Source organism: Gordonia heveisoli (genome assembly GCF_030315745.1).
In the GTDB taxonomy this organism is placed as follows: Bacteria; Actinomycetota; Actinomycetes; order Mycobacteriales; family Mycobacteriaceae; genus Gordonia.
In genome coordinates this window covers 110,807-133,764 of the sequence record NZ_JASXSH010000007.1, presented here as the reverse complement: position 1 = coordinate 133,764, position 22,958 = coordinate 110,807, and the positions used below count along the sequence as shown (strand labels likewise).

25 protein-coding genes are annotated in these 22,958 nt (G+C 67.2%); 10 read left to right on the top strand and 15 right to left on the bottom strand.

What is annotated here, in order from left to right:
* Nucleotides 1-37 precede the first annotated feature (37 nt).
* On the top strand, nt 38-982 hold the full coding sequence (locus QSJ18_RS08500; protein WP_286326001.1) for a diacylglycerol/lipid kinase family protein: 945 nt from the start codon (nt 38-40) through the stop codon (nt 980-982).
* Here the strand turns inward: QSJ18_RS08500 and QSJ18_RS08495 are convergent.
* Nucleotides 942-2,075 (bottom strand): MFS transporter, encoded by a 1,134-nt coding sequence (locus QSJ18_RS08495; protein ID WP_286325926.1) that lies wholly within the window; start codon nt 2,073-2,075, stop codon nt 942-944. The genes QSJ18_RS08500 and QSJ18_RS08495 overlap by 41 nt on opposite strands.
* Before the next feature lie 495 nt (nt 2,076-2,570).
* On the opposite strand from QSJ18_RS08495, the gene QSJ18_RS08490 reads away from it, so the two are divergent.
* Nucleotides 2,571-2,825 (top strand): WhiB family transcriptional regulator, encoded by a 255-nt coding sequence (locus tag QSJ18_RS08490; protein WP_005170735.1) that lies wholly within the window; start codon nt 2,571-2,573, stop codon nt 2,823-2,825.
* A 64-nt stretch (nt 2,826-2,889) separates the two neighbouring features.
* Here the strand turns inward: QSJ18_RS08490 and QSJ18_RS08485 are convergent, their stop codons facing one another.
* Nucleotides 2,890-4,413, bottom strand: a complete 1,524-nt coding sequence (locus QSJ18_RS08485; protein ID WP_286325925.1) for a sensor histidine kinase — start codon at nt 4,411-4,413, stop codon at nt 2,890-2,892.
* Between the two features lie 35 nt (nt 4,414-4,448).
* Nucleotides 4,449-4,667 (bottom strand): biotin/lipoyl-binding carrier protein, encoded by a 219-nt coding sequence (locus QSJ18_RS08480; protein ID WP_286325924.1) that lies wholly within the window; start codon nt 4,665-4,667, stop codon nt 4,449-4,451.
* A gap of 166 nt (nt 4,668-4,833) precedes the next feature.
* Between QSJ18_RS08480 and QSJ18_RS20235 the strand changes: the two genes are divergently transcribed.
* A complete protein-coding gene (locus QSJ18_RS20235) occupies nt 4,834-4,908 on the top strand; it encodes a 50S ribosomal protein bL37 (protein WP_370452957.1) in 75 nt (24 codons plus the stop codon).
* Between the two features lie 104 nt (nt 4,909-5,012).
* Here the strand turns inward: QSJ18_RS20235 and rsrA are convergent, their stop codons facing one another.
* Together rsrA and QSJ18_RS08470 are read right to left on the bottom strand one after the other, a co-directional pair.
* The gene (gene rsrA / locus QSJ18_RS08475) at nt 5,013-5,315 is read right to left on the bottom strand and encodes a mycothiol system anti-sigma-R factor (protein WP_286325923.1); all 303 of its coding nucleotides are present in this window, start codon (nt 5,313-5,315) and stop codon (nt 5,013-5,015) included.
* A complete protein-coding gene (locus QSJ18_RS08470; protein ID WP_286325921.1) occupies nt 5,312-6,154 on the bottom strand; it encodes a sigma-70 family RNA polymerase sigma factor in 843 nt (280 codons plus the stop codon). Before QSJ18_RS08470 ends, rsrA begins: the two co-directional genes overlap by 4 nt.
* A gap of 160 nt (nt 6,155-6,314) precedes the next feature.
* Between QSJ18_RS08470 and QSJ18_RS08465 the strand changes: the two genes are divergently transcribed.
* Complete coding sequence (locus tag QSJ18_RS08465; protein WP_286325920.1) at nt 6,315-6,815, top strand: aminoacyl-tRNA deacylase; 501 nt, start codon at nt 6,315-6,317, stop codon at nt 6,813-6,815.
* A gap of 39 nt (nt 6,816-6,854) precedes the next feature.
* Complete coding sequence (locus QSJ18_RS08460; RefSeq protein ID WP_286325918.1) at nt 6,855-7,667, top strand: SOS response-associated peptidase; 813 nt, start codon at nt 6,855-6,857, stop codon at nt 7,665-7,667.
* Between the two features lie 37 nt (nt 7,668-7,704).
* Here QSJ18_RS08460 and QSJ18_RS08455 read toward each other — a convergent pair whose 3' ends face one another.
* Entirely contained in the window at nt 7,705-8,736 is a 1,032-nt protein-coding gene (locus QSJ18_RS08455; RefSeq protein WP_286325917.1) for a zinc-binding alcohol dehydrogenase family protein, read from the bottom strand.
* A 37-nt stretch (nt 8,737-8,773) separates the two neighbouring features.
* On the bottom strand, nt 8,774-10,288 hold the full coding sequence (locus tag QSJ18_RS08450; protein ID WP_286325916.1) for a flavin-containing monooxygenase: 1,515 nt from the start codon (nt 10,286-10,288) through the stop codon (nt 8,774-8,776).
* Nucleotides 10,289-10,537: 249 nt separating this feature from the next.
* Between QSJ18_RS08450 and QSJ18_RS08445 the strand changes: the two genes are divergently transcribed.
* On the top strand, nt 10,538-10,954 hold the full coding sequence (locus QSJ18_RS08445) for a globin domain-containing protein (RefSeq protein WP_286325914.1): 417 nt from the start codon (nt 10,538-10,540) through the stop codon (nt 10,952-10,954).
* Nucleotides 10,955-11,127: 173 nt separating this feature from the next.
* Nucleotides 11,128-12,297 carry an MFS transporter gene (locus QSJ18_RS08440; RefSeq protein ID WP_286325913.1) on the top strand — a complete coding sequence of 390 codons (1,170 nt, stop codon included), beginning with the start codon at nt 11,128-11,130 and terminating at the stop codon, nt 12,295-12,297.
* 11 nt (nt 12,298-12,308) lie between these two features.
* Here the strand turns inward: QSJ18_RS08440 and malQ are convergent, their stop codons facing one another.
* From malQ to QSJ18_RS08410, 6 genes are all read right to left on the bottom strand, one after another.
* Nucleotides 12,309-14,444, bottom strand: coding sequence for a 4-alpha-glucanotransferase (malQ, locus tag QSJ18_RS08435; protein WP_286325912.1), 2,136 nt, complete (start codon nt 14,442-14,444; stop codon nt 12,309-12,311).
* Between the two features lie 12 nt (nt 14,445-14,456).
* Complete coding sequence (locus QSJ18_RS08430; RefSeq protein ID WP_286325911.1) at nt 14,457-15,110, bottom strand: nitroreductase family protein; 654 nt, start codon at nt 15,108-15,110, stop codon at nt 14,457-14,459.
* 45 nt (nt 15,111-15,155) lie between these two features.
* Nucleotides 15,156-16,508 carry an MFS transporter gene (locus tag QSJ18_RS08425; protein WP_286325910.1) on the bottom strand — a complete coding sequence of 451 codons (1,353 nt, stop codon included), beginning with the start codon at nt 16,506-16,508 and terminating at the stop codon, nt 15,156-15,158.
* Between the two features lie 105 nt (nt 16,509-16,613).
* Complete coding sequence (locus QSJ18_RS08420) at nt 16,614-17,990, bottom strand: FAD-binding oxidoreductase (RefSeq protein WP_286325909.1); 1,377 nt, start codon at nt 17,988-17,990, stop codon at nt 16,614-16,616.
* Nucleotides 17,971-18,624, bottom strand: coding sequence for an SDR family oxidoreductase (locus QSJ18_RS08415; RefSeq protein ID WP_286325908.1), 654 nt, complete (start codon nt 18,622-18,624; stop codon nt 17,971-17,973). The genes QSJ18_RS08420 and QSJ18_RS08415 overlap by 20 nt, the downstream gene beginning before the upstream one ends.
* Nucleotides 18,625-18,667: 43 nt before the next feature.
* Entirely contained in the window at nt 18,668-18,937 is a 270-nt protein-coding gene (locus tag QSJ18_RS08410) for a GlsB/YeaQ/YmgE family stress response membrane protein (RefSeq protein WP_286325907.1), read from the bottom strand.
* A 152-nt stretch (nt 18,938-19,089) separates the two neighbouring features.
* Here QSJ18_RS08410 and QSJ18_RS08405 point away from each other — a divergent pair, with 152 nt between their 5' ends.
* Both QSJ18_RS08405 and QSJ18_RS08400 read left to right on the top strand, forming a co-directional pair.
* The gene (locus QSJ18_RS08405) at nt 19,090-19,608 is read left to right on the top strand and encodes a MarR family winged helix-turn-helix transcriptional regulator (protein WP_286325906.1); all 519 of its coding nucleotides are present in this window, start codon (nt 19,090-19,092) and stop codon (nt 19,606-19,608) included.
* A gap of 53 nt (nt 19,609-19,661) precedes the next feature.
* Nucleotides 19,662-21,509, top strand: a complete 1,848-nt coding sequence (locus QSJ18_RS08400; protein ID WP_286325905.1) for an MFS transporter — start codon at nt 19,662-19,664, stop codon at nt 21,507-21,509.
* A 58-nt stretch (nt 21,510-21,567) separates the two neighbouring features.
* Here QSJ18_RS08400 and QSJ18_RS08395 read toward each other — a convergent pair whose 3' ends face one another.
* The gene (locus QSJ18_RS08395; protein ID WP_286325904.1) at nt 21,568-22,026 is read right to left on the bottom strand and encodes a lipoprotein LpqH; all 459 of its coding nucleotides are present in this window, start codon (nt 22,024-22,026) and stop codon (nt 21,568-21,570) included.
* Nucleotides 22,027-22,162: 136 nt separating this feature from the next.
* Nucleotides 22,163-22,342, bottom strand: a complete 180-nt coding sequence (locus tag QSJ18_RS08390; RefSeq protein ID WP_286325903.1) for a hypothetical protein — start codon at nt 22,340-22,342, stop codon at nt 22,163-22,165.
* Nucleotides 22,343-22,471: 129 nt separating this feature from the next.
* Here QSJ18_RS08390 and QSJ18_RS08385 point away from each other — a divergent pair, with 129 nt between their 5' ends.
* Entirely contained in the window at nt 22,472-22,948 is a 477-nt protein-coding gene (locus QSJ18_RS08385; protein WP_286325902.1) for an NUDIX hydrolase, read from the top strand.
* The last annotated feature ends 10 nt before the right edge of the window (nt 22,949-22,958 follow it).

Sequence of the window (22,958 nt, the reverse complement as noted above, 5' to 3'; positions counted from 1 at the left end):
TCGGACGCGCCAATTATCCTCGGGTGTCGTGCGCGTCATGCTCATCGTCAATCCATTCGCCACCGCCACCTCACCGGCGGGCCGCGATGCACTCGTGCACACCCTCAGTGCCCACTTCCGGGTCGACGTCGAACACACCACCCACCGCGGCCACGCCGGCGAACTGGCGCGGCGTGCCGTCGACGAGGACTACGACGTCGTCATCGTGCACGGCGGCGACGGTTCGGTGAACGAGGCCACCAACGGACTCCTCGACACCCCCGCGGTCAGCGACCCGCACCGTCGGCGCCCGGCGCTCGCGGTCATCCCCGGCGGCAGCGCCAACGTCTTCGCCCGCACCCTCGGTATCGACCCCGACCCCCTGCAGGCCACCCAGCAGATCATCGGCCTCATCGACGGGGGTGTCCGGCGACGCATCGGCCTCGGCTACACCGCCGACCGCTGGTTCCTGTTCAACGCGGGTATGGGGATGGACGCGATCGTCGTGCACGCGATGGAGGACAAGCGGCATGCGGGTAAGGCCGCGACCCCGGCGCGCTATCTGTGGACCACGGTGAGCAGCTTCTTCAAGAACGCCGGCAGCTCGGCCACCTTCGACGTCCTGGTTCCCGACCATCCGGTCGTCGTCGGCGCCCGCTTCGGATTCGTCTCCAACACCAGTCCGTGGACCTATCTGGGGCGCCGGGAGATCCGCACCAACCCGACGACCGGCTTCGACTCCCGTCTCGGCGTCTTCGTCGCCACCTCGACCGGCGTGCTCCGCAATCTGCCGCTCGCGACCCGACTGCTCACCCAGGCCGACCCCAAGGCCAGACACCTCTTCCGCGAGGACGATGTGGCGTCGGTGGAGTTCCGCGCACAGGAACCGATCGACGTGCAGATGGACGGCGACTACATCGGCGCCTTCACCCACATCAGCTTCCATCACCGGGCCGACGCCCTCACAGTGATCGCTCCCCCGGTCGCCGCACCGGCCGACTGACCCGGCCCCCGACGATCAAGAACGCCGCGACCACGACATACGGCCCGGCCGCGACCGCGAACAGCGCAGCGGGATCACACCATCGCGATCCGAGCGCCCAGGCACCGAAGGCACCGACCGCCACCACTTCCTCACCGACACCGACGATCGAGCCGACGGTAGCCCGCGAGCGAGGCGACAGCCGGTCCTGCAGTGCGGCCTCGGTGACCACATGCGCCCAGGTGAACACGCCGAAGGCCATCGCCACCAGCAGCATCGCCGCCGGCCGCTCCCACACCGCCGCCGCAGCGAGCGCGAGCGCGCCGCCACCGAGCACCCCGCCGAACATCCGCGTGCCGGGTCGCCACCGGGCCGCCAGGCCACCGGCGACGACACCGACGTCGACGATCAGCATCAGCGCCGCAACCTCGGGCACAACACTGCCGGAAGACCTATTCGACTGAGTCAGAATCGATTCGGCGAGCAGTGGAAGGTACTCATCAAGGGCCGCAACCCAAGTGAGTGCCACCACCAGTCCGACCAACCACCGGACCGCAGCATCGGAGCGCACCACCCGACCACCGTCGCGGACGACCTGACGCCAACCACCCTCCGCCGTAACGGCGCCGACCGAATCGTCACCGACTGTGCGACAGTGACTTTCCGGCAGAAACGCAGCCGCGGTCGCCGATACGACACACGCGGCGACACTGGCCGCGCCGGCCGCCGCGTATCCACCCCAGGAGAGCAGTGGGGCAGCCGCGACCGTGCCGCCGAGGACGCCGACCGATTCCGCAGCCCGGATCCGGCCGGCGATCACCGGATACCGACCCGCCTGTCCGCATGCGGCAAGTTCGTCGTAGACCAGCGCCTGCGCCGACCCCGAACGCAGTGCGCCACCAACCCCCCACAGCACGAAGCCGGCCGCATATGCCGGCAGCGAGGGCCACCAGGTCCACAGCGCGAAGCCCGCTGCGGTGACGATCGGCGACGCGACGATCAGCCGTCGACGAGAGAAGCGGTCGGCAACCACCCCGGTGGGCAGTTCAGCCACGAACGCGGTGACCGACCAGACGACGAACAACGCCGAGATCTGTGTCGGCGAATATGACACCCCCGTAACCGTCGGGTCGGCGAACATGACCGCGTAGATCGGGTACAGCGGGATGAGGTCGGCGAAGAGCGCCGACGCCGTCGCGGCGAGCTGGAGCCGCGTGCCATCAGGTGAAGGTACAGATCAACATCGACGTCTCATACACTGAGCGTAACCCCGCCGACGGACCTCTTCCGGAGTTTATGCAGGCAGATCGATCACCTCTGCGGAAAATTCACTACCGCAAACCGGAAAGACGCGTAGAGTAGTACATCGGTGAGTGACCGACTACACGCACCCCCCGACCATGCGCCGCCGAACAGATGCTAGGCCAGCGACGTGATTTACCCCACGGTGACGGCCGAACCCATTGACTTCGGCTGAATTCGTGAAAGTATTCACAAGCAACAACGCGGAAACATTTGGTGCGGCCGCGTGAACGATCGGTTACAGCCAACACAAAACCAATTTGGGTCATCGAGTGGTGCGCGAAAGACGCACGTGAGGAGAAGTGCAATGGACTGGCGTCACAAGGCGATCTGTCGCGACGAGGATCCGGAACTGTTCTTCCCGGTGGGAACCAGTGGACCGGCCATCGCTCAGATCGCCGATGCGAAGCTCGTCTGCGCGCGGTGCCCCGTCACCGCCGAATGCCTGTCGTGGGCTTTGGAATCCGGACAGGACGCCGGCGTCTGGGGCGGCATGAGCGAGGATGAGCGTCGCGCCCTGAAGCGCCGCACCGCACGTACGCGTACCCGCAGCAGCGTCTAGCCGACGCCCGGTCGCCCACGCCCGGCGGCCGCATGAGGACCCGGCCAATCACGGCCGGGTCTTTTCATGTCCCGGTGTGTAGCGGAATCACCAGGCGCACTTGTGTACCGGAGCCTTCCGGCCGCGGCCCGATGGTCAGTTGACCGCCGAGCTCAATCGACACCAGCGTCGAGACGATCTGCAGCCCGAGATGCTCCGAGGTGGACAGATCGAAATCGGCGGGCAGGCCGGAACCGTTGTCGCAGACGGTGATCTGGAGATTGCGCACATCTCGTTCGGCGAGAATGTCGATCTGCGCGTCACTGCGGGTGCCGTCGAATCCGTGCTCGATGGCGTTCTGGATAAGTTCGGTGAGCACCATCACCAACGGCATCGCCGACTCGGCGGCGAGCACCCCTAATCGCTGAGCGTGACGAACCCGCACCGCGCCGTCACCGGAGGCCACGTCGACCAGGATCGGCACCAGCCGGTCCACCGCCTCGTCGAGATCGACCTCCTCGTCGACGCTGCCCGAGAGTAGTTCGTGCACCAGCGCGATGGAGGCGACGCGGCGAACGGCCTCGGTCAGCGCCTGCCGGGCGTCGGCGTTGGTCGTTCTACGCGCCTGCAGGCGGAGTAACGCCGACACGGACTGCAGATTGTTCTTCACCCGGTGATGGATTTCCCGGATAGTCGCGTCCTTACTGATCAGGGCACGGTCGCGACGTTTGACCTCGGTGACGTCACGGATGAGCACCACCGCACCCGACACCTGCGCGCGCGGCCGCAGCGGCACGGCACGAATCAACGCGGTCGCCCGGCGGGCGTCGACCTCCACTCGCATCCCGATGTCACGGTAGGGACCTTCGGGTGGCCGGCTCGCACCGGCGGCCGCATCGATCATCATCGCGACGTCCTCCGCCTCGAAGGCGTCGTTGAGGACCTGTTTGATCACCTCACCGAACCGGGTATTCGTCAGTTCCGCGGTCCAGCCCATCCGATGCAGCGCCGACAGCGCGTTCGGACTGGTGTAGGTCACCACGCCGGTGCCGTCGAGCCGGATGAAACCGTCACCGGCCCGCGGGGTCGACAGCCCTTGCGGATTGCCTTCCTCATGCGGGAACAGTCCATCGGTGACCATCTGACACAGATCGTCGGCGCAATCCTGATAGGCCCGTTCCAGGGGAGACGGCAACCGCGGATGGGTGAGATCGACTGCGCGCGTCAGCACGCCGACGATAGCCGCACCGAAGACGACCGGAACCGCCTCCCGACGGATCGCCATCGTCCCCTGCCAGGTCGGATCCTCGTCACGCAAGATCCGCGGCTCGCTGAACGCCCGGGCCACCAACGGTCGGGTAATCCCCGACGACATCGTCGCATCGACGACCGTCCCCACCTCATCGCTCGGGAACACCGTCGAGGCGGTGTTCGGGCGGCATTGGGCGACGGTCACGATCGCACCCGACTCGGTGCGCACCGACAGCAACAGATCAGCGAAGGACAGATCTGCGAGCAACTGCCACTCGGCCACCAGACGCTGCAGGTGCGCCGCCGCGGAGTCGGCGAGAGTGGTGTGTTCGGCGAGGAGATCGGCCAGGGTCGACATGAGCGCGAGAGCGACGTGTCGTCGGCGGGTCCGCGCTAGTGCTCGTAGACGGCGATGACGTCGCCGGCCTGGATCACGTCGCCGACCTTCACCTTGATCTCGGCGATGGTGCCCGGATCCTCGGCGAGTACCGGGATCTCCATCTTCATCGATTCCAGCAGCACCAGCTGGTCACCGACGGCGACCTGCTGTCCCGGGGTCGCACGGACCTCGAGCACGGTCGCGACGATTTCTGCAACGACGTCTTCTGCCATGCACATAAGTTAGCCCACCCCGGCGGCCCACGACGACGGCTGGGCACTACTCGCGGGTAGCGCCGCACCGGTGTACAAGCGCCCCACAACCGCACACCGATTCCCGGATCGGAACCCCGACGTGGGACAATGGATCGGTTACAACGTCAGACGAAGGAGATCCGTCATGGGTAAGCGCGGACGCAAGAAGCGTGCACGTAAGAAGAACGCTGCCAACCACGGCAAGCGCCCCAACTCCTGAGCTCCAAATCTCAGGCATGGTGGAACGCCCGGAGCGGTGACCGCCGATCTCATTCGAGGACCGGCGACCGCCCGGGCTTTTTCATACCCCGAAACCGGCCTGGATCAGGCTTCGGTGCCGTCGGCGTGGCGTCCGGCCTCACGCACGATCACCGTCTTGCGGATCTCCACCCGCAGCCGGTCACGCAGCCCGGCCGGTGCCTGCTCTCCGCCGCATTTGCGGTTGATGAGCGTTTTGAGCTGAGCCTCGATGCCGTAGTGCGCGAGGCAGGCGGGACAACCGTCGAGGTGCGCCCGCAACCGCTCCCGCGCGTCGGGGTCGCATTCGTTGTCCAGCAGCAACCACACGTCGGCGATGACGGCCGAACAATCGAGCTGGGTAAATTCCGGATCGATCTCGGCACTCATCGGGCCACCCCGGCATCCTGCGCGTCGGCGCCCTTGGCGGAACGGTTGAAACCCCGCTCGCGTGCGACGTCACCGAGCAACTCGCGTAGCTGGCGTCGGCCACGGTGCAATCGGGACATGACGGTGCCGATGGGGGTGTCCATGATCTCGGCGATCTCCTTGTAAGGAAGCCCTTCCACGTCGGCGTAGTACACGGCCATCCGGAAATCCTCGGGCAGCGCCTGCAGGGCCGCCTTGATCTCATCGTCCGGCAATGCGTCGAGGGCCTCGATCTCCGCCGACCGCAGACCCGTCGAGGTGTGCTCGGCCGTCGCGGCCAGCTGCCAGTCGGTGATCTCGTCGGTCGGGTACTGCGCCGGCTGCCGCTGCTTCTTGCGGTAGCCGTTGATATAGGTGTTCGTCAGGATGCGGTACAGCCACGCCTTGAGGTTGGTGCCCTCACGGAAGGACGCGAACGCGGTGAACGCCTTCACGTAGGTTTCCTGGACGAGATCCTCGGCATCGGCCGGATTCCGCGTCATCCGCAGGGCCGCCCCGTACATCTGGTCGAGCAGTGGCAGCGCGTCACGCTCGAACCGCTCGGTGAGCTGCTCGGGTGTCTCGTTCGGATCGGCTCGACGCGGCGCCGTGTGGTCGGTCGACTTGGGTTCGGCCACATCGATCCCTTCGGTGAGACGCGGTGCGGGCGCCACCGACAACGATGGTGATGTGAGGCGCACGCCGTCGGTCCAGTTTAGCGGGGTGGCCCAGTCCGCCGTCCCACCGACCGACATCTCGACTTTGGGGGAGGCGAGGGGACGCGACTCGCGCAGTGCGACATCCATCAAGGCGGCAACCATCGGGGATCTTTCCTCCTCGTCCTCACGTCGTACTGTCACAAGGTGCCAACAGCCCGACCGGGACAAATGTTCCCCGGCGTCGCCGGACAGGGGCCGCGTCACCGGCCCGAACGCCGATCGTGGCCTCCGGCAAGACCAGCGAAGGAGCGGAGAACACCTGATGTCAGCCACCCCGGCGATCGCCGCGCTCGAACGCGCCGGCATCGAACACACCGTGCACCGCTACACCCACGATCCGCGATCGGCGGCCTACGGTGACGAAGCCGTCGAGGCGCTCGCGCCGACGCTGGGGATCGGCGCGGATCAGATCTTCAAGACACTCGTGATCAGCCTGACCGGTGGCAGCCGAGCGCGTCCCCAGCTGGCTGTCGCCGTGCTGCCGGTCCCCACGCGGTTGTCGCTCAAGGCCGCCGCGGCCGCGTTGGGTGCGGCCAAAGCCGTCATGGCCGACGCCCGCGACGTCACCCGCAGCACCGGTTACGTCCTGGGCGGCGTGTCCCCGGTCGGGCAGAAGTCCGCATTGCCGACGGTCGTGGACTCCTCCGCGCTCGACCATCCGCTGGTGCTGTGCAGTGCGGGCCGCCGGGGTATGGAGATCGCCCTGTCCCCCGCCGACCTCATCACCGCCACCGGCGCGGTGACCGCAGCCATCTGCGCCTGAGCGCGACGACTGTCGGTGCGCTGGGGCAGCATGGATTCCATGTGCGGACGTTATGCGGTGACCACCGACCCGGCGAAGCTCGCGGCGGAGATCGACGCCGTCAACGAGGTGCCTCCCCCCGAACCCCCGGCCGATCGTGCGGACCAGACAGATCTGGACGCGCCGTCCCGCCCACCTGGCACCAACTACTCGCCTGGGACCAACTACTCACCTGGGACCAACTACAACGTGGCGCCGACCACCACCGTGATGACGGTGGTCAAACGCCATGACCACGACGACCCCACCACCGACCCGACCCTGCGGATACGGGCGATGCGCTGGGGGCTGGTGCCTGCGTGGGCCAAGGAAGTCGGCAAGGGGCCGCTGCTGTTCAACGCCCGCGCGGAGACCGTCGCGGAGAAGAGTTCGTTCCGATCCTCGGTGAAGTCGCGACGCTGCCTGGTCCCGATGGACGGCTGGTACGAGTGGAAGCCGGGCCCGCCCGACACCAAGGGCAAGCCAACCAAGATCCCGTACTTCATGTCGCCGGCCGACGGAACGCGGTTGTTCATGGCCGGTCTGTGGTCGGTGTGGCGCCCCAAGGATGCCCCCAAGGACACCGCTCCGCTGCTGAGCTGTTCGATCCTGACCACCGATGCGGTCGGCAAACTGACCGACGTGCACGACCGGATGCCGCTGATCATGCCGTTCGCCGAGTGGGATGCGTGGCTCGATCCCGACCAGCGCGCACCCGACGAATTGTTCTCCGCCCCGTCCCCGGCGATCGCCGACGCCATCGACATCCGCGAGGTGGCCCCGCTGGTGAACAGGGTCGCCAACAACGGACCCGAATTGCTCGATCCCGTCTGATCATCGGGTCGCCGACCGTCACACACCCAGGCGCGGGTCAGTCGGGGACGAGCACCGCGGCACCGTCGAAGCGGCCGTGCTTGAGATCGGCCAGCGCACGATCGGCCGCCGACAACGGGTAGGTATGGGTGGTGGCGCGGACCCCGTGTCGGGCCGCGAGATCGAGGAATTCGGTGCCGTCACGCCGCGTGTTGGCGGTCACCGAGCGGATCTCCTTCTCGTAGAACAGTTCCCGTTCGTAGTTCAGCGCGGGGATGTCGCTGAGGTGGATGCCCGCGATGGACAGCACACCGCCGCGGCGCAGCGCGCGCATCGCCACTGGCACCAACTCGCCGACGGGGGCGAAGGTGATGGCCGCGTCGAGGAGAACGGGCGGGGCGTCGTAGGCGTCACCGGCGCTGGTGGCGCCCAGCCGCAGGGCGAGACGTCGGGCGTCCGCGCCACGGGTGAGGACATGAACCTCGATCCCCTCGGCGATGGCCACCTGCGCACACAGGTGCGCGCTGCCACCGAATCCGTAGAGCCCCAGCCGCGGGGGCCGGTCCGGACCGTCGTCGGGTGGCCCGCCGCCGAGCAGTCCGGTCCGGCGCAGCGCGCGATATCCGATGATGCCGGCACACAGCAGCGGCGCCGCGGCGACATCATCGATCTCGTCGGGCAGGCGGTAGACGAAGTCGGCCGGCGCCACCGCATACTCGGCATATCCGCCGTCGGCGTCCCATCCGGTGTAACGGGATGCGGCACACAGGTTCTCCGCACCCCGACGACAGTCGTCGCAGTGGCCGCAGGTCCACCTCAGCCACGCAACGGCCACCCGGTCGCCTGCGCCGAAGCCATGTACCTGGTCGCCAGTGGCGACCACCTCTCCCACCACCTCGTGCCCCGGTGTCACCGAGTCCCGGTGGACCGCCAGATCCCCTTCGGCGACATGCAGATCGGTGCGGCACACCCCACATGCGCGCACCCGCACCAGGACTTCACCGGGTCCGGGTTCGGGGATCGGCTTGCTGACCGCGACCAGCGGCGCCGTGTCGATCGGGCCGGGCGCAGGCACCGCCCAGGCACGCATCCTCGCACCCATCAGGATCGGCTCGACCACAGGTCGTTCATCGGTAGGTATAGGCGTCGAGCGGGAAGGAGTTCATCTCCCGCAGCGTACGCAGCGTCGCGGTCGGCCGCAGCAGAGTAGCTTCACCGTGCTGATTGAAGTAGTAGCTGCGCGACCCGGAGCAGTTGCCGTCGTAGAAGACCGACGACTCCAGTTTGTGGGTCATGTCGTCGAGGAACTCGGTGTTGGCGGCGTCGGTCACCTCGAAGGTGTCCGCGCCGCGTCGTCGTACCTCACCGAACAGTCGCGCGATATGACGCATCTGCCCCTCGATGGTCGTGAAATACGACAGCCCGCTATAGGAGTAGGGGCTGTTGAGCGACAACATATTCGGGAACCGGGGCATGGTGATGCCCTCATAAGCCTGAAAGCGGCTCTCCCGCCACCACTGCCCGAGGTTGCGATCTTCCCGGCCGACGATCTCGAAGGCCGGGAAGTTCACATCCCACAGGTTGAACCCGGTGGCCAGCACGAGGGTGTCGATCTCGGCTTTGGTGCCGTCGGCGCAGACGATGCCGTCCGGCTCGACACGCACGATCGGCGAGGTCTGCAACCGCACGGAGGGCCGGTTGAAGCTGGCGAAGTAGGAATTGGAGAATGTCGGTCGCTTACAACCGAAGTCGTACTCGGGGGTGAGTTTACGGCGCGTCGCACGATCACGGACCTGGACACGCAGATGCGCCCGCGCCAGCAGCGCCGCCGCCTTGTTGCCGAGTTTGGCCTGACGGAAGTGCAGGACCCCGACGACCATCAGCATCTCCAGCATCGAGGTGTTCACGACGCGAGCAGCCCGCTGCGTCAGCGGGAACCGCCGGAACAGGGTGCGCACCGGTGGCGGGATCGGGAAGTCGACCTTCGGCACCACCCAGATCGGGGTGCGCTGGAAGACCGTCAATTCGTCTGCTCTGGACGCGATCTCCGGGATCAGCTGGACCGCGGTGGCACCGGTACCGATCACCGCGACGCGTCGTCCGGCGAAGTCGTAGCCGTCCTCCCATGCGGTGGTGTGCAGAATCCGCCCAGCGAAGGTGTCGATCCCGGGGAAGTCAGGGGTGTGCGGCTGGGAGAGAAAGCCGGTCGCGGTGACCAGATAGCGGGCGGTCCGGGTCTCACCGCCGGCGGTCGTCACCCGCCACAACCGTTGCTCGTCGTCCCAGTGCGCCGCGGTGACGGCGGTGTCGAACTCCATATGCCGCTTGAGGTCGTATTTGTCGGCGACATGTTCGGCATAACGCTTGAGTTCGGCCCCCGGCGCGAACAGCCGCGACCAGTTCGGGTTGGGCTCGAAGGAGTAGGAGTACGTCACCGACGCGATGTCGACGGCGAGGCCCGGGTAGTGGTTGACATGCCAGGTGCCACCGAGGTCGTCGCAGCGTTCGAGGATGGCGATGTCGTCGATACCCAGCCGCTTGAACGCGATTCCGGCGCCCATCCCGCCGAATCCCGCACCGACGATCAGCACCTGATGGTCGGGCTGCTCGTCGTCGCGGACTTGCGCCGATTCTTGTGCCATCGATTCTTGTGCCATCGATTCTTGTGCCAACGGCTCTTGTGCCAACGAGTCTTGTGTCAACTCGGTCATCGGTGCCTCCCCGACTCAAAGTATCCGTTACTGACTTGTACAGTAATCGCCGTCACAGTCAACACTCAAGCATTCCCATCACAACCTCACATTTCATGACTGCAATCTGTGAAATAGCGGTTACCCGATATGAAACCCGAGGTCGCACGGAGGTAATGCCCGACGCGGACAGTGATGAGCATGGACAAAGAACTCTTGGAGACCAGCCTCGCTCTCGTCGACCTCCCCGATGACGGGTTGACCGTTCGCTTCTACGACAAGCTCTTCGAACTCCACCCCGAGGTCGCACCGATGTTCGGCCGCGACACCCGGCAGCAGGCCTCGATGCTGCGCACCGCGGTGATCTCGGTCCTCGACCACCTCGACGACGCCGCCTGGCTCACCTCGACGCTGGGTTCCCTCGGCCGGCGCCATGCCGACTGGGGCGTCACCGAACCGATGTACGGCATCGTCGCCGAGGTCCTGGTCGCCACCATGGCCGAGATCGGTGCCGACGCCTGGACCGATGAGATGTCCGAGGCATGGACGCAGGCGCTCACAGCCGTCGCCGGTCTGATGCTCGCCGGCTACCCCGAATCCGCCGAGGGCGCGGCCTGAGCCGACACCACCGGTACTCGCCACCTGCCCAACCACCACCGACCCCAGCCCACCCATCCCGACCGGGAAGGAACCGGAAAGGAATAGCGGCGCCGCCCACAGACTTGGCATACAACGTGCCAATCACCACCGACGGACCCGACACCGGTCACACTTCCCCAGCCCGATCCGCCATGGCGCCCTTCGTCGCCGTCGTCTATGCCTTCGCCGTCGTCATGCTCGGCACGACGCTGCCCACCCCGCTGTACGCGATCTATGCGGGCGAACTCGACTTCGGGGTCACGACGACGACCGTCATCTTCGGTGTCTATGCGGCAGGCGTCATCTTCGCGCTCATCTGCTTCGGTCGGTGGTCCGATGTCATCGGGCGCCGGCCGCTCCTGCTCGCCGGCGCGATCCTGTCGGCGATCAGCGCGGTGATCTTCCTGACCGCCGGTCCGGTCTGGCAGTTGCTCGTCGGGCGGATCGTGTCCGGCCTGTCCGCGGGTATCTACACCGGCGCGGCCACCGCGGCCGTCATCGAACTGGCACCGCCGTCCTGGCAGCAGCGCGCACCTGCCATCGCCACCGCGGCCAATATCGGCGGCCTCGGCCTCGGCCCACTCATCGCCGGGGTGCTCGCCGAGTGGGGGCCTGCGCCGCTGCGCACCCCCTTCATCCTCGACATCGCGCTCGTGGCCCTCGCCTTCGTCGGGGTCTGGGTGCTCACCGAATCGGTCGACCGCCGACCGGGCGCCCGGTTGAGCGTTCAGCGGCTGTCGATCCCCGCCCCCGTCCGTGGCGTCTTCGCGCGTGCGGCCATCGCCGCCTTCGCGGGTTTCGCGGTGATGGGCACCTTCACCGGTGTGGCGCCGTCGTTCATCTCCCACATCATCGGCAACGACAGCCATGCCGTCGCCGGTCTGGTGGTCGGCCTACTGTTCGGCACCTCCGCCCTCACCCAGATCCTGACCCGGCGTATGCCCACCGAGTCGGCGCTGATCATCGGCTGCGGGGTCCTGGTCGTCGGCGTCGGCGTCATCATCGCCGGCCTGGTGGCCGCCTCCCTCGCGATCCTCATCGTCGGCGGCATCATCTGCGGTGTCGGGCAGGGTATGTCCTTCGCCAAGGGACTGGCAGCGGTCGTCGCGGCCTCCCCCGGTGACCGCCGCGCCGAGGTCACCTCGACCTATTTCGTCGTCGCCTACGTCGCCCTGTCGATCCCGATCATCGGTGAGGGCATCGCCGCGAGTCATTGGGGGCTACGCACCGCCGGGGTGGCGTTCAACATCGCGGTCGCGGCCCTCGCCGCAATCGCCCTGATCCTCACCGTGATCGCGGCACGGCGCGCCGACGAGGGGTGACACCCGGTGTCCTATAGCCCCTCGCGCGCAAGGAGTTCGACGAGGTGCGCGAAGCGGGCGTTACTCGCCAGATCCTCCACCAGCACGGCCGCACCGTCCGCGTCGGCCAGCGGGATACACCAGTTGGGATACTGGTCGGCGTCGGTGCCGGGCTGATTCTGGGTGCGCCGCTCCCCGACCGCATCGACCAGCGCGACGCCCAGCAGCGCCGACGGACTGCGGGCGATGAGCGCGTACAGCGCGTCGACGGTGGCCGGATCGTCCGGTGCCGCATCGGTGCCGAGTAGTCCCCGCGCACGGGCCAGTTCCAGGATGGCCTCGCGGTCGCGGGTGTCACGCGCACGCTCGGTCTCGATGTCGGACTCCAGCAGGCCCAACTCCGCGCGCAACGTGATGTGGTCACCGGCCAGGTAGCCCGCGGTCGGCGGCAAGTCGTGAGTGGTGACCGAGGTCAGGCACAGCGCCCGATAGTCCTCGGGCGGGATCGGTGCGAACGGTCCGTGTTCGAACCAGAGGATCGACGTGCCCAGAATCCCCCGCTCCCGCAGCGCATCCTGCACCGACCGCTCGAAGACGCCCAGATCCTCGCCGATGACGACCGCACCCGCACGCTGCGCTTCCAGTGCCAGGATGCCGATCAGCGCATCGTGGTCGTAGTGCACGTAGGCACCGTCGGCGGCCGACGCGCCGTCGGGAATCCACCACAGCCGGAACAGACCGAGGACGTGGTCGACGCGCAGCCCACCGGCATGCCGAAGGACGGTGCGCAGCATGTCGCGATAAGGCTCGTACCCGACATCGGCGAGTCGGCGCGGATGCCAGGGCGGCTGGCTCCAGTTCTGCCCCTGCTGATTGAACGCGTCGGGAGGCGCGCCCACACTGACCCCACCGGCCAGCACGTCACCGAGGGTCCAGGCGTCGGCCCCGTGGCGTGCCACCCCGACGGCGAGGTCGGCGATCACCCCGATGGACATGCCTGCCGCCAACGCCGCCTGCTGCGCTGCGGCCAGCTGTTCGTCGCAGATCCACTGCAACCACATGTGAAAGTCGATGCGACGCTTGTACTTCACCCGTTTGGCCTTGACAAAGTCCTGGTCGAGCAGCTGTCTGCGCCACTTCGGGTCGTCGGGTCCATAGCGTTCGGCGAGGGCACACCAGGTCGCGAATCGACGCAGCCCCTTACCTTCTCGATGCCGATAGGCCTCGAATGCGGCGGCCCGTTCGGCGGTCAGTGGAACGTCGAAGACGAGTTCGAGGCAGTCCATCTTGGCGCGAAAGGACTTGTCGCGTTTGATCCGTTTCGTCGAGGTGTTCTCGCGTAGGAATCCACGTTCGATCGCGGCGATCCGCTCACGCTGTTTCCGTCGCAACCCGGCCAACTCCGGGATGGCACCCATCCGGATGTAGAGCGGGTTGAGGAAGCGACGCGAGGTCGGCAGGTACGGCGAATTCTCCAGCGGCGGCGCCGGTTGCGCCGCATGCAGCGGATTGACCTGCACGAAGTCGGCGCCGTACGTACCACCGGCGATCTCCGCGATCTCACCCAGGTCGCCGAAGTCGCCGACGCCCCAGGAGCGCGCCGAGCGGATCGAGTAGAGCTGGATCGCCAGTCCCCACCGTCGTCGCGCGAGAAGTGCATCGGTGGTGTCCAGCCGCGCCGGGGTGACGATGAGCGGTGCGCTCGCCGCCGCCGCACTGCGCGGATTGAGCGCTTTGAGACGGTGATAGCCGGGTTCGAGGTCGGCGGGCACCGCGAAGGTCGCGCGGCCGACGAGTTCGCCGTCGATCTCCCTCGGCGCCACCCAGATGTCGAGTTGTTCGGCCGCGCGGATCTGACCGGATTCGGTCACCACGTAGACCTGGACCGGATCCCCGTGCGGCACATGGACGCTGAAACTCCCGCCACCTTCGGTTACCACGGTGACGACCGGCAGGAAGGCACGCCACTCCCGTTGGTCGGCGTCGGTGATCGCAGCTTCCACCGCCTCCGCAGAATTCGCGGTGACGCCGAGCGCGGCGAGTACCGCGACGATGGTGGACGCGGCGACGACATGTTCACGCTCGTCCGAGCCGATGTAGGTGGGGGCGATGCCCCAGCGATGTGCGAGTTCGGTCAGCCGGTCGTCCGGCCCGTCGACGCCGTTCACACCGCTATCGTCTCAGGGTTTGCCGGGTCCTGCCGGGTGGGCGCGAGGACGCCTGCTCAGGCGCGGGTGGCGCGCCCAGGTGATCTCGTCGACGGTGCGGCGAACCGGCGTCGTCGACGCCGCCACCGCCCGCGGTGTCGGGCGACGCTCCGGCACCGCCGATCGTCCGACCGCCGCCATGCTGGTGATCTGCCAGTGCGGCGGCACGGCGAACTCACTTTCGGCGCCCGCGCGATCGAATCCGCGGAACTGGTGCACGGACAGTCCCAGCGACTGTGCCTGCACCGTCAGATGCGCGACGGCCTGACCGAGGTCGTAGTGGGCGAATTCGGAGTAGTCGAAGTCGGTGTCCTCCACGAGGATCTGCGCGAGATTCGCGACGAGCAGCCCAGCCGCGGGCGCCCAGGCCCGGGTCCCGGCGCTCAGGTGCCCGACCAGTCTGGCGTGCACGGGATCACCGCGCCGCCCGACGATGAACGACCACGGCTGAGAGTTACCCGCCGACGGCGCACGCCGGGCCGCGTCGAGGAGGACGTCGACGGTGGCGTCACCGACCTCGTGTACGGGATCGAAGTCGGCGGTGCTGAACCGCCCGGCGAGCAGGGGATGCAAACCGGGACGTTCGGGGGCGCCGAGCCCGGCCAGGTCCAGATCGTGTGCGGTCATCGTCGAATGGCAACCGACGTCGGCCGGGAACCATTCCCGGTCTTGCTAGAAGTGCAGGTCGCGTTTGCGGATGGCGGCGGAGGCAGCGACGCTGATCGCCGCGGTCGCCACCAGATACCCGGCGGCCAGCCAGGGGGTGTCACCGCCCGCGCCGATGAGTGCTGTCAGGATGAGCGGGGTCAGGCCCGACGCGTAGATGCCGGAGAACTGATACACCACCGACAGCCCGGTGTAGCGGACATTCGTCGGGTAGAGGCTCGCGAAGAAGGTGCCCTGGGCGCCGTAGAACAGTGCATGGACCACACCGAAGACGAGGATGAGTCCGACGGTGAACCACACCAGATCCTCGGTGCCGAACAGCGCGAAGACCGGGTAGACGGAGATCCCGTAGGCCGCCATGCCGACCAGGTACACCCGCTGCGCACCGAAACGGTCGGTGAGCAGACCCGACACCGGCAGCAGCAGTGCCATCACCACCGCGGCGATACTCACCGCGACGAGGACCGACACCTTCGACATTCCCAGCGTCCCGGTCGCGTAGGCGATGGCGAATACACCCCAGGTGTTGAACGCCGAGCCCTCGCCCCACCGGGCCAGCAGCCCCAACACCGTGTTGCGGGTGTTCGGGGGCAGCACAACCTCTTTCAGCGGTGCCGCGGACTGCTCGGACAGTTCCTCGACCGCGGCGAAGGCAGGCGTCTCGTCGACCTTGAGCCGGACCGCGAAGCCGATGACCACGAGCACGATGCTGACGAGGAACGCGATCCGCCAGCCGTAGAGCAGGAACTGCCGCTCGTCGAAGACGACCTGCAGCAGCGCGAAAACCGCAGTGCCCAGGGCGAGTCCGAGCGCCAGGCCGATCTGGGGGATGGACCCGAACAATCCGCGTTTGCGTGCCGGGCTGTGTTCGACGGCCAGCAGCACCGCACCCGCCCATTCCCCACCGAGCGCGAAACCCTGCAGGACGCGCAGCAGTAGCAACAGCACCGGCGCGAGGATGCCGACGGTCGCCGCGGTCGGCAGCACACCCATCAGGGCGGTCGCCACCCCCATCAGCACCATCGTCAGGGCGAGGGTGCGTTTGCGGCCGATCCGATCGCCGATGTGCCCGAAGACGACGCCACCGATCGGGCGCACCACGAATCCGACGGCGAAGGTCGCGAACGACAGCAGCGTGCCCACGAAGGAACTCTGGTCGGGGAAGAAGATCTTGTTGAACACCAGGCTGGCGGCCGTGGCGTAGAGGAAGAAGTCGTACCACTCGATGGTGGTGCCCAGCAGACTCGCCGCGACGACGGTCCGCAGCCGCTTACGCCGCTCGTCGTCGGTCTCGACGACGGGGCCGGTAGGGCCGGCGGATGTCTCGAGGACGGGCGGGTCAAAAGTTGTCGTGGACACGAGTGCCAGACGTTAGCGCCGCTGACGACCTGCGCCCAGGGTCCGAATCGTGGTGATTGAAAGGCGGAGCATCGTCCACTCTTCCCGATTGAGCCAGATGGCCCCCTACCCGAAAATCACTCCCGGATTCAGCAACCCGTTCGGGTCGAAGGTGTCCTTCACTGACCGCATGACCGCCAGGTCGACATCGCTGCGACCCAGGTGCGTCCAGTCCGTCTTGGCGCGGCCGATGCCGTGCTCGGCGCTGATGCTGCCGCCGTGCGCGGTGACGATCGCAAAGACCTTCTCGGTCAACGCCCGTGTGTCGTCCTCGGCGACGTCGAGCAGGTTGACGTGGATGTTGCCGTCGCCGACGTGGCCGAAGAGGATCGGCCGACAGGGACGGGCGTCGTCGGCGGCGAGTGCCGACAGGTCGTCGAAGGCCTGCGGCAACGCGCGGATCGGTACGGACACATCGAGTTTGACCACCGGGGTGGCAGTCGAGCGCGCGATGGACTCGGTGTGGCTCTCTCGGATCGACCACAGCGCCCGCGCCGGGCCGGGTTCGAGTACCGCATCGGCGATGCCTGCCGCGGCGAGAAGGTCCACGACCGCCTGCTCGACGTCGCCGGTCCCGGACACCTCCACCAGGACGAGATAGGGCGCGGGTGTCGCCAGCGGCCGTCGATGTCCGTGAGAGTGCACGAGGTCCACTCCGGCCTCGGTCATGATCTCGGCCGCCTCGACGGTCAGACCGCGGTCGGTCGCGGTACCGATCAGTGCGATGGCGTCGGAGACCCAATCGAATCCGGCCACCGCGACGATCGTCTCGCGCAATGCGGGCACGAGCCGGAACAAGACGCCGGTGATGACGGCGAGGGTGCCCTCGCTGCCGGCCAGCAGACCCGGCAGGTCGTATCCGACATTGTCTTTGACCAGCGACGACCAGCGGCGCAGGATGCGCCCGTCGGCGAGCACGGCCTCGATGCCGAGTATCTGGGCGCGAGTGTTGCCGTGTCGGATCATCCGGATACCACCGGCGTTGGTGGCGACCACCCCACCCGCGGTCGCGCTCGCACGCGCAGCCAGGTCGACACCGAAGGCGAGTCCGGCGGCGGCCGCGGCCGCATCGACCGCCTCCACCGTGACGCCCGCCTGGACGCCGACACACCGTCCGATGGTGTCGACCTCCCCGATGTCGGTCATCCGGGTCGTCGACAGCAACAACGGACCCGCGGCCCCTCGTTCCGCACCGACGTCGGGGCCCGATGGCGGTATCGAGCCGCCGACCAGGCCGGTGTTGCCGCCCTGCACGCAGACCGGGACACATTCGGCCGCGCAGAGGGACATCACCGCGGCCACCTCGGCGGTGGTGCGCGGGCGGACCACCGCCGACGCCACTCCGGTGAACCTCCCGGTCCAGTCGGTCAGATAACCCGCGGTCTGGTCCGGGTCGGTCAGCACATGCTGGTCGCCGACGATGTCACGCAGTCGCGACAGCATCCGCGATCGGGGTGGAACCGTCGTCGAACTCGATGACACGGCGCACGGTGGACGCATCGGCGAGGGTGGACGCGATGACTGCGGCGACGTTGTCGCGACTGACCTCGCTCGCCGGATTACGTCGGCCTCCCACCGAGATCAGGCCGGTACCCGGCTCGTCGATCAGCCTGCTCGGACCCAGGATGGTCCACGACAGCGAGGAGGCGGCGAGATAGGTATCGGCGGCGGCCTTGGCCTCCGCATAGGCGTAGAAGGAATCCCCTTCCGGCACACCATGGTCGGGTCCGGCACCGAAGTAGGACACCATCACATACCGGTCGACGCCGACCGCCGCGGCCGCATCCATCGACCGGATCGCCGCATCGCGATCGACGGCATAGGTGCGGACCGGATTTCCGCCGCCCGCACCGGCCGACCACACGATCGCGTCATGCCCGGCGAGAACCTCACCGAGCGCGTCGACGGCAAGGTTCTCCACGTCGGCGATCACCGGCACCGCACCGGTGGCCGCGACGTCGGCGGCATGGTCGGGATTACGGATGATCCCGGTGACCTCGTTTCCCGCGGCGGTCAGGATCCGCGCCGCACGCAACGCGATCTTGCCGTGTCCACCGATGATCGCTATCCGTGACAACAGTTCTCCTTCGGTCAATCGTCGATGCCGTCGAGGTGCCCAGTCACACTTTGCTGCGACCGCGGACCAGCCCGACGATCCAGATGAGCAGGCAGGCACCCGCGAGGCAGGTGACGAAGCTGAAGATCCATCCACCGCCACCGACGTCAACCCCGAACAGTGCGAGCAGCCAGCCACCGATGAGGCCGCCGATCACGCCGACGACGATGTTGAGGATGATCCCCTGCTGCTCATCGGTCTTCATGATCTTCGAGGCGATCCAGCCGGCGAGCCCGCCGATGATGATCCAGCCGATGATGCTCAGTGACAGCATGATTCCTCCACTCGGACGAGATGTGTACCGATTCCAACGCTACGCGGCGACCTCCGGTCCGGACCGGAGTTACACCGCCGAGACGGACACGATTCCCACTCTGTGACATTACCGTTCGATTACTTAGTATCTAGCAACTAATAATCGGGCACATGCCTCCCGAGCGTTCGACAGCTACCGCCGACGCCGCGCTGGTCTACCACCGGCTGGCGCAGATCACCCGCGCGCTGCGTACCCGCGGCGGTCAGGGCGGCCTGACCGCCGGCGCAGCCGCGACCCTGTGGACCATCGTCAAACACTCACCGATCCGGCTGTCCGCACTCGCCCAACGCGAATCGGTGACCCCGCCGACGATGTCCCGCATCGTCGCCTCACTCGAGGAACAAGGCCTGGTCGAGCGGACCGTCGACCCCGACGACGCCCGCGCCCGGCTCTTCTCGGCGACCGAGGTCGGCGTCGAACTGATCGGGAACGCCCGGTCGGCCCGGGCATCGCTGGTCGCCGACGCCCTCGAGCGGCTCAGCGAGGCCGATCGCACCACCGTCGGCAAGGGGCTCGCCCTTCTCGCCGACGCCTTCGGGCTGGACGAGGCGTGCATCTACGACATACCGGCCGGGGACGCGCCAGCGGAGAAGACCGCAACCCCGGAAAAGACCGCAGCGGCTCCTTGAGCGCCGCAGGCAATCAGTACGGGACGCGCCAGAATCAATCGAACCAGGACGAGATGACAACGACACCCGCCTCCACCGCCACGGCTGCTGCCACCCACGACGACAGCTACAAGTGGATCGCCCTGTCCAATACGACACTCGGCATGCTGATCGCCACCATCAACTCGTCGATCGTGCTCATCGCACTGCCCGACATCTTCCGCGGCATCCACCTCAACCCACTGCTGCCGGAGAACACCAGCTACCTGCTGTGGATGATGATGGGTTTCCTGGTCGTCACCGCGGTGCTGGTGGTGAGCTTCGGCCGACTCGGCGACATGTTCGGCCGCGCCCGCATGTACAACCTGGGTTTCCTCATCTTCACCATCTCGTCGATCTTCCTGGCCATCACCTGGTTCGACGGCTCACCGGCCGCCATCTGGCTGATCTTCTGGCGTGTCGTCCAGGGCGTGGGCGGTGCATTCCTGATGGCGAACTCGTCGGCGATCCTCGCCGACGCCTTCCCCGCCCATCAACGCGGACTGGCACTGGGGATCAACGGCGTCGCCGCCATCGCCGGATCCTTCCTCGGCCTGCTGGTCGGCGGCATCCTCGCCCCCATCCACTGGCATCTGATCTTCCTGGTCTCGGTCCCCTTCGGCATCGTCGGCACCGTGTGGGCCTACCTCAAACTGCGCGATACCGGTGTCCGCACGCGCGCCAAGATGGATTGGTGGGGCAACGCGACCTTCGCCGTCGGCCTGGTCGCGGTTCTCGTCGGCATCACCTACGGCATCCAGCCATACGGCGACCACGCGATGGGATGGACGAGCCCGTCGGTGCTCACCTGCCTCATCGGCGGCACCCTGGTCCTGGCCGTCTTCGTGATGATCGAGACACGCGTCGAAAGCCCGCTGTTCAACCTGTCCCTGTTCGCCAACCGCTCTTTCACGTTCGGCAACGTCGCCAACCTGATGGCCTCGATCGGCCGCGGCGGTCTGCAGTTCATCCTGATCATCTGGCTGCAGGGCATCTGGCTGCCCCAGCACGGGTACAACTTCGAACAGACGCCGCTGTGGTCGGCCATCTACATGGTGCCGATGACGATCGGCTTCCTCCTCGTCGCACCGGTGTCGGGGGCGCTCTCCGACCGGCTGGGCACCAAGTGGTTCACCACCATCGGCATGCTCATCACCGCGGGCACCTTTGCCGCGCTGATCGCGATGCCGGTCGACTTCTCCTACCCCGCCTTCGCAGCGGTCCTGGCGCTCAACGGCATCGGTATGGGCCTGTTCTCCTCCCCCAACCGCGCCGAGGTGATCAACAGCCTGCCCGTCGACGCCCGCGGTTCCGGCTCGGGCATGATGACGACCTTCCAGAACGCGGCGATGGTGCTGTCCATCGGCGTGTTCTTCAGCCTGATGATCAGCGGCCTGTCCGCACATCTGCCGGACACCATGAACGCCGGACTGACCGCGCACGGAGTGCCGGCCGATCAGGCGGCGGAGGTCGCATCACTGCCGGCGGTGGCCGTGCTGTTCGCCGCGTTCCTCGGCTACAACCCGGTCAAGGAGTTGCTCGGCGATCACCTGTCAAGCGTGCCGCCGGCCGACCAACATGCCCTGACCGGACTCGACTTCTTCCCGCACCTGATCAGCGATCCGTTCGCCGACGGACTGTCCGCGGCGTTCACCTTCGCCATCGTCTGCTGCATCGTCGGCGCGATCGCGTCCGTGTTCACCAGCCCGAACAGGACCGCGCCGACCGGGCCGGCTGTCGCACCGGACCCGACCGGCGAGCCGCAGGCGGGCGCCGCGTCCCCACATGTCTCCGTCGGCGAGAATCTGGCCGCGGTGGCCGCCGAGTCCTCGGGCGAGTCGCCGAGTGAACTGATCGACTACAGCGGGTCACGGCGTCCCTGAACTGCGGGTCCCTGAACTGCGGGTCCCTGAACTGCGGGTCCCTCACCCACGTGCAGGGTCAGGGGCAGGTCACCTTCATCTCGAAGGGTTTGGTGAGCTGTTGGGTCGGGTTGGCGGGATCAATCCCGGTGAGCTGTCCGGTCAGCGTGTAGGTGCTGCCGTCCTTGGTCGCCGATGCGTTGGCGCCGGGCGCGGCCTTCGCATAGCCGTACAGGATGCCGTTGGTTGCGGCGATGCCGACCGACACCACCTCCGGGTTGTCACCCTCGGTGACCACCGCGCCGATCCCGGCGCGCCCGGTCTGCGATCCGACCGCGATGTTGACGTTGCCGCCGTTGCTCACACAGGCGACCTTGTTGTCGGTCAGCTGCACCGGTTCGCCACCGAGGCTCACCGACGCATCACCGCTGGCCGGTGAACCGCCGCTCGAATCGTTGTCATCGTCGGAACATCCCGCGACCGCGAATGCGATTCCCACCGCACCGATAACCGACACCGCTTGCATCATGCGCTTCATAGCCAACTCCACAGGTGAATCGGATCAGTCCCGCCGGGCGACGCGACCATGACGGAAAGTAGTCCGTCCACCTGCATCGATACCGCCGATTGGGCAATCAGACACCATCTTGAGATCAATAGCCCGCGCGGCGCGCCTATCCCGATCGCGAGCGCAACAGGGTGAACGCGCCGTAGGCGGCGAGTGCGATGAGAGCGATCCAGAACAGACCCTTCAGCAGCGGCACGATGATCGTCAACGCGAGGATGACGAGCACGATGATGCCGAGGATCTTCCAGAAACCGAGTCCGTTGGAGGTGTTCGTTGTCGTGGTCATGACTCCACTGTGAACCCGATCGCGACGTATTTCACCAGCCCAGAGCCGATCTCCGGCAAAGTTCAGGGTTCCCCCTGAGGCACCGGCCACCAGGTGTGCTGCGAGATCGGTGGATGCCAGGATGACCCCATGCCGATTCCCGAATTCATCCGTGATCTGCGCGCCCACATCGGCCACGCACCGCTCTGGCTGTCCGGGGTCAGCGCCGTCGTCACCAACGCCGACGACGAGATCCTGCTGACCCGTCGGGCCGACACCGGACAGTGGGCCGTGGTGTCCGGCATCCTCGAACCCGGCGAGGAACCCGCACCCGCCGCACTGCGCGAGATCGCCGAGGAAACCGGTATCCACGCCGAGATCATCCGCCTGACCAGCGTCGACGTCACCGGACCGATCGTCTACCCGAACGGCGACCAGACTCAATACCTCGACGTCTGCTTCCTCGCCCGGCATCTCGACGGCCAGGCGATCGTCGCCGACGACGAGAACACCGCCGTCGGCTGGTTCAGCCCGGATGCCCTTCCGGCCGACCTCGCCGACACCTCACGGCTGCGCATCGCCAAGGCCCTGCGCGCCGAACCCGAAGCCTGGTTCCGGCCCGCCTGAAACCCGGGGA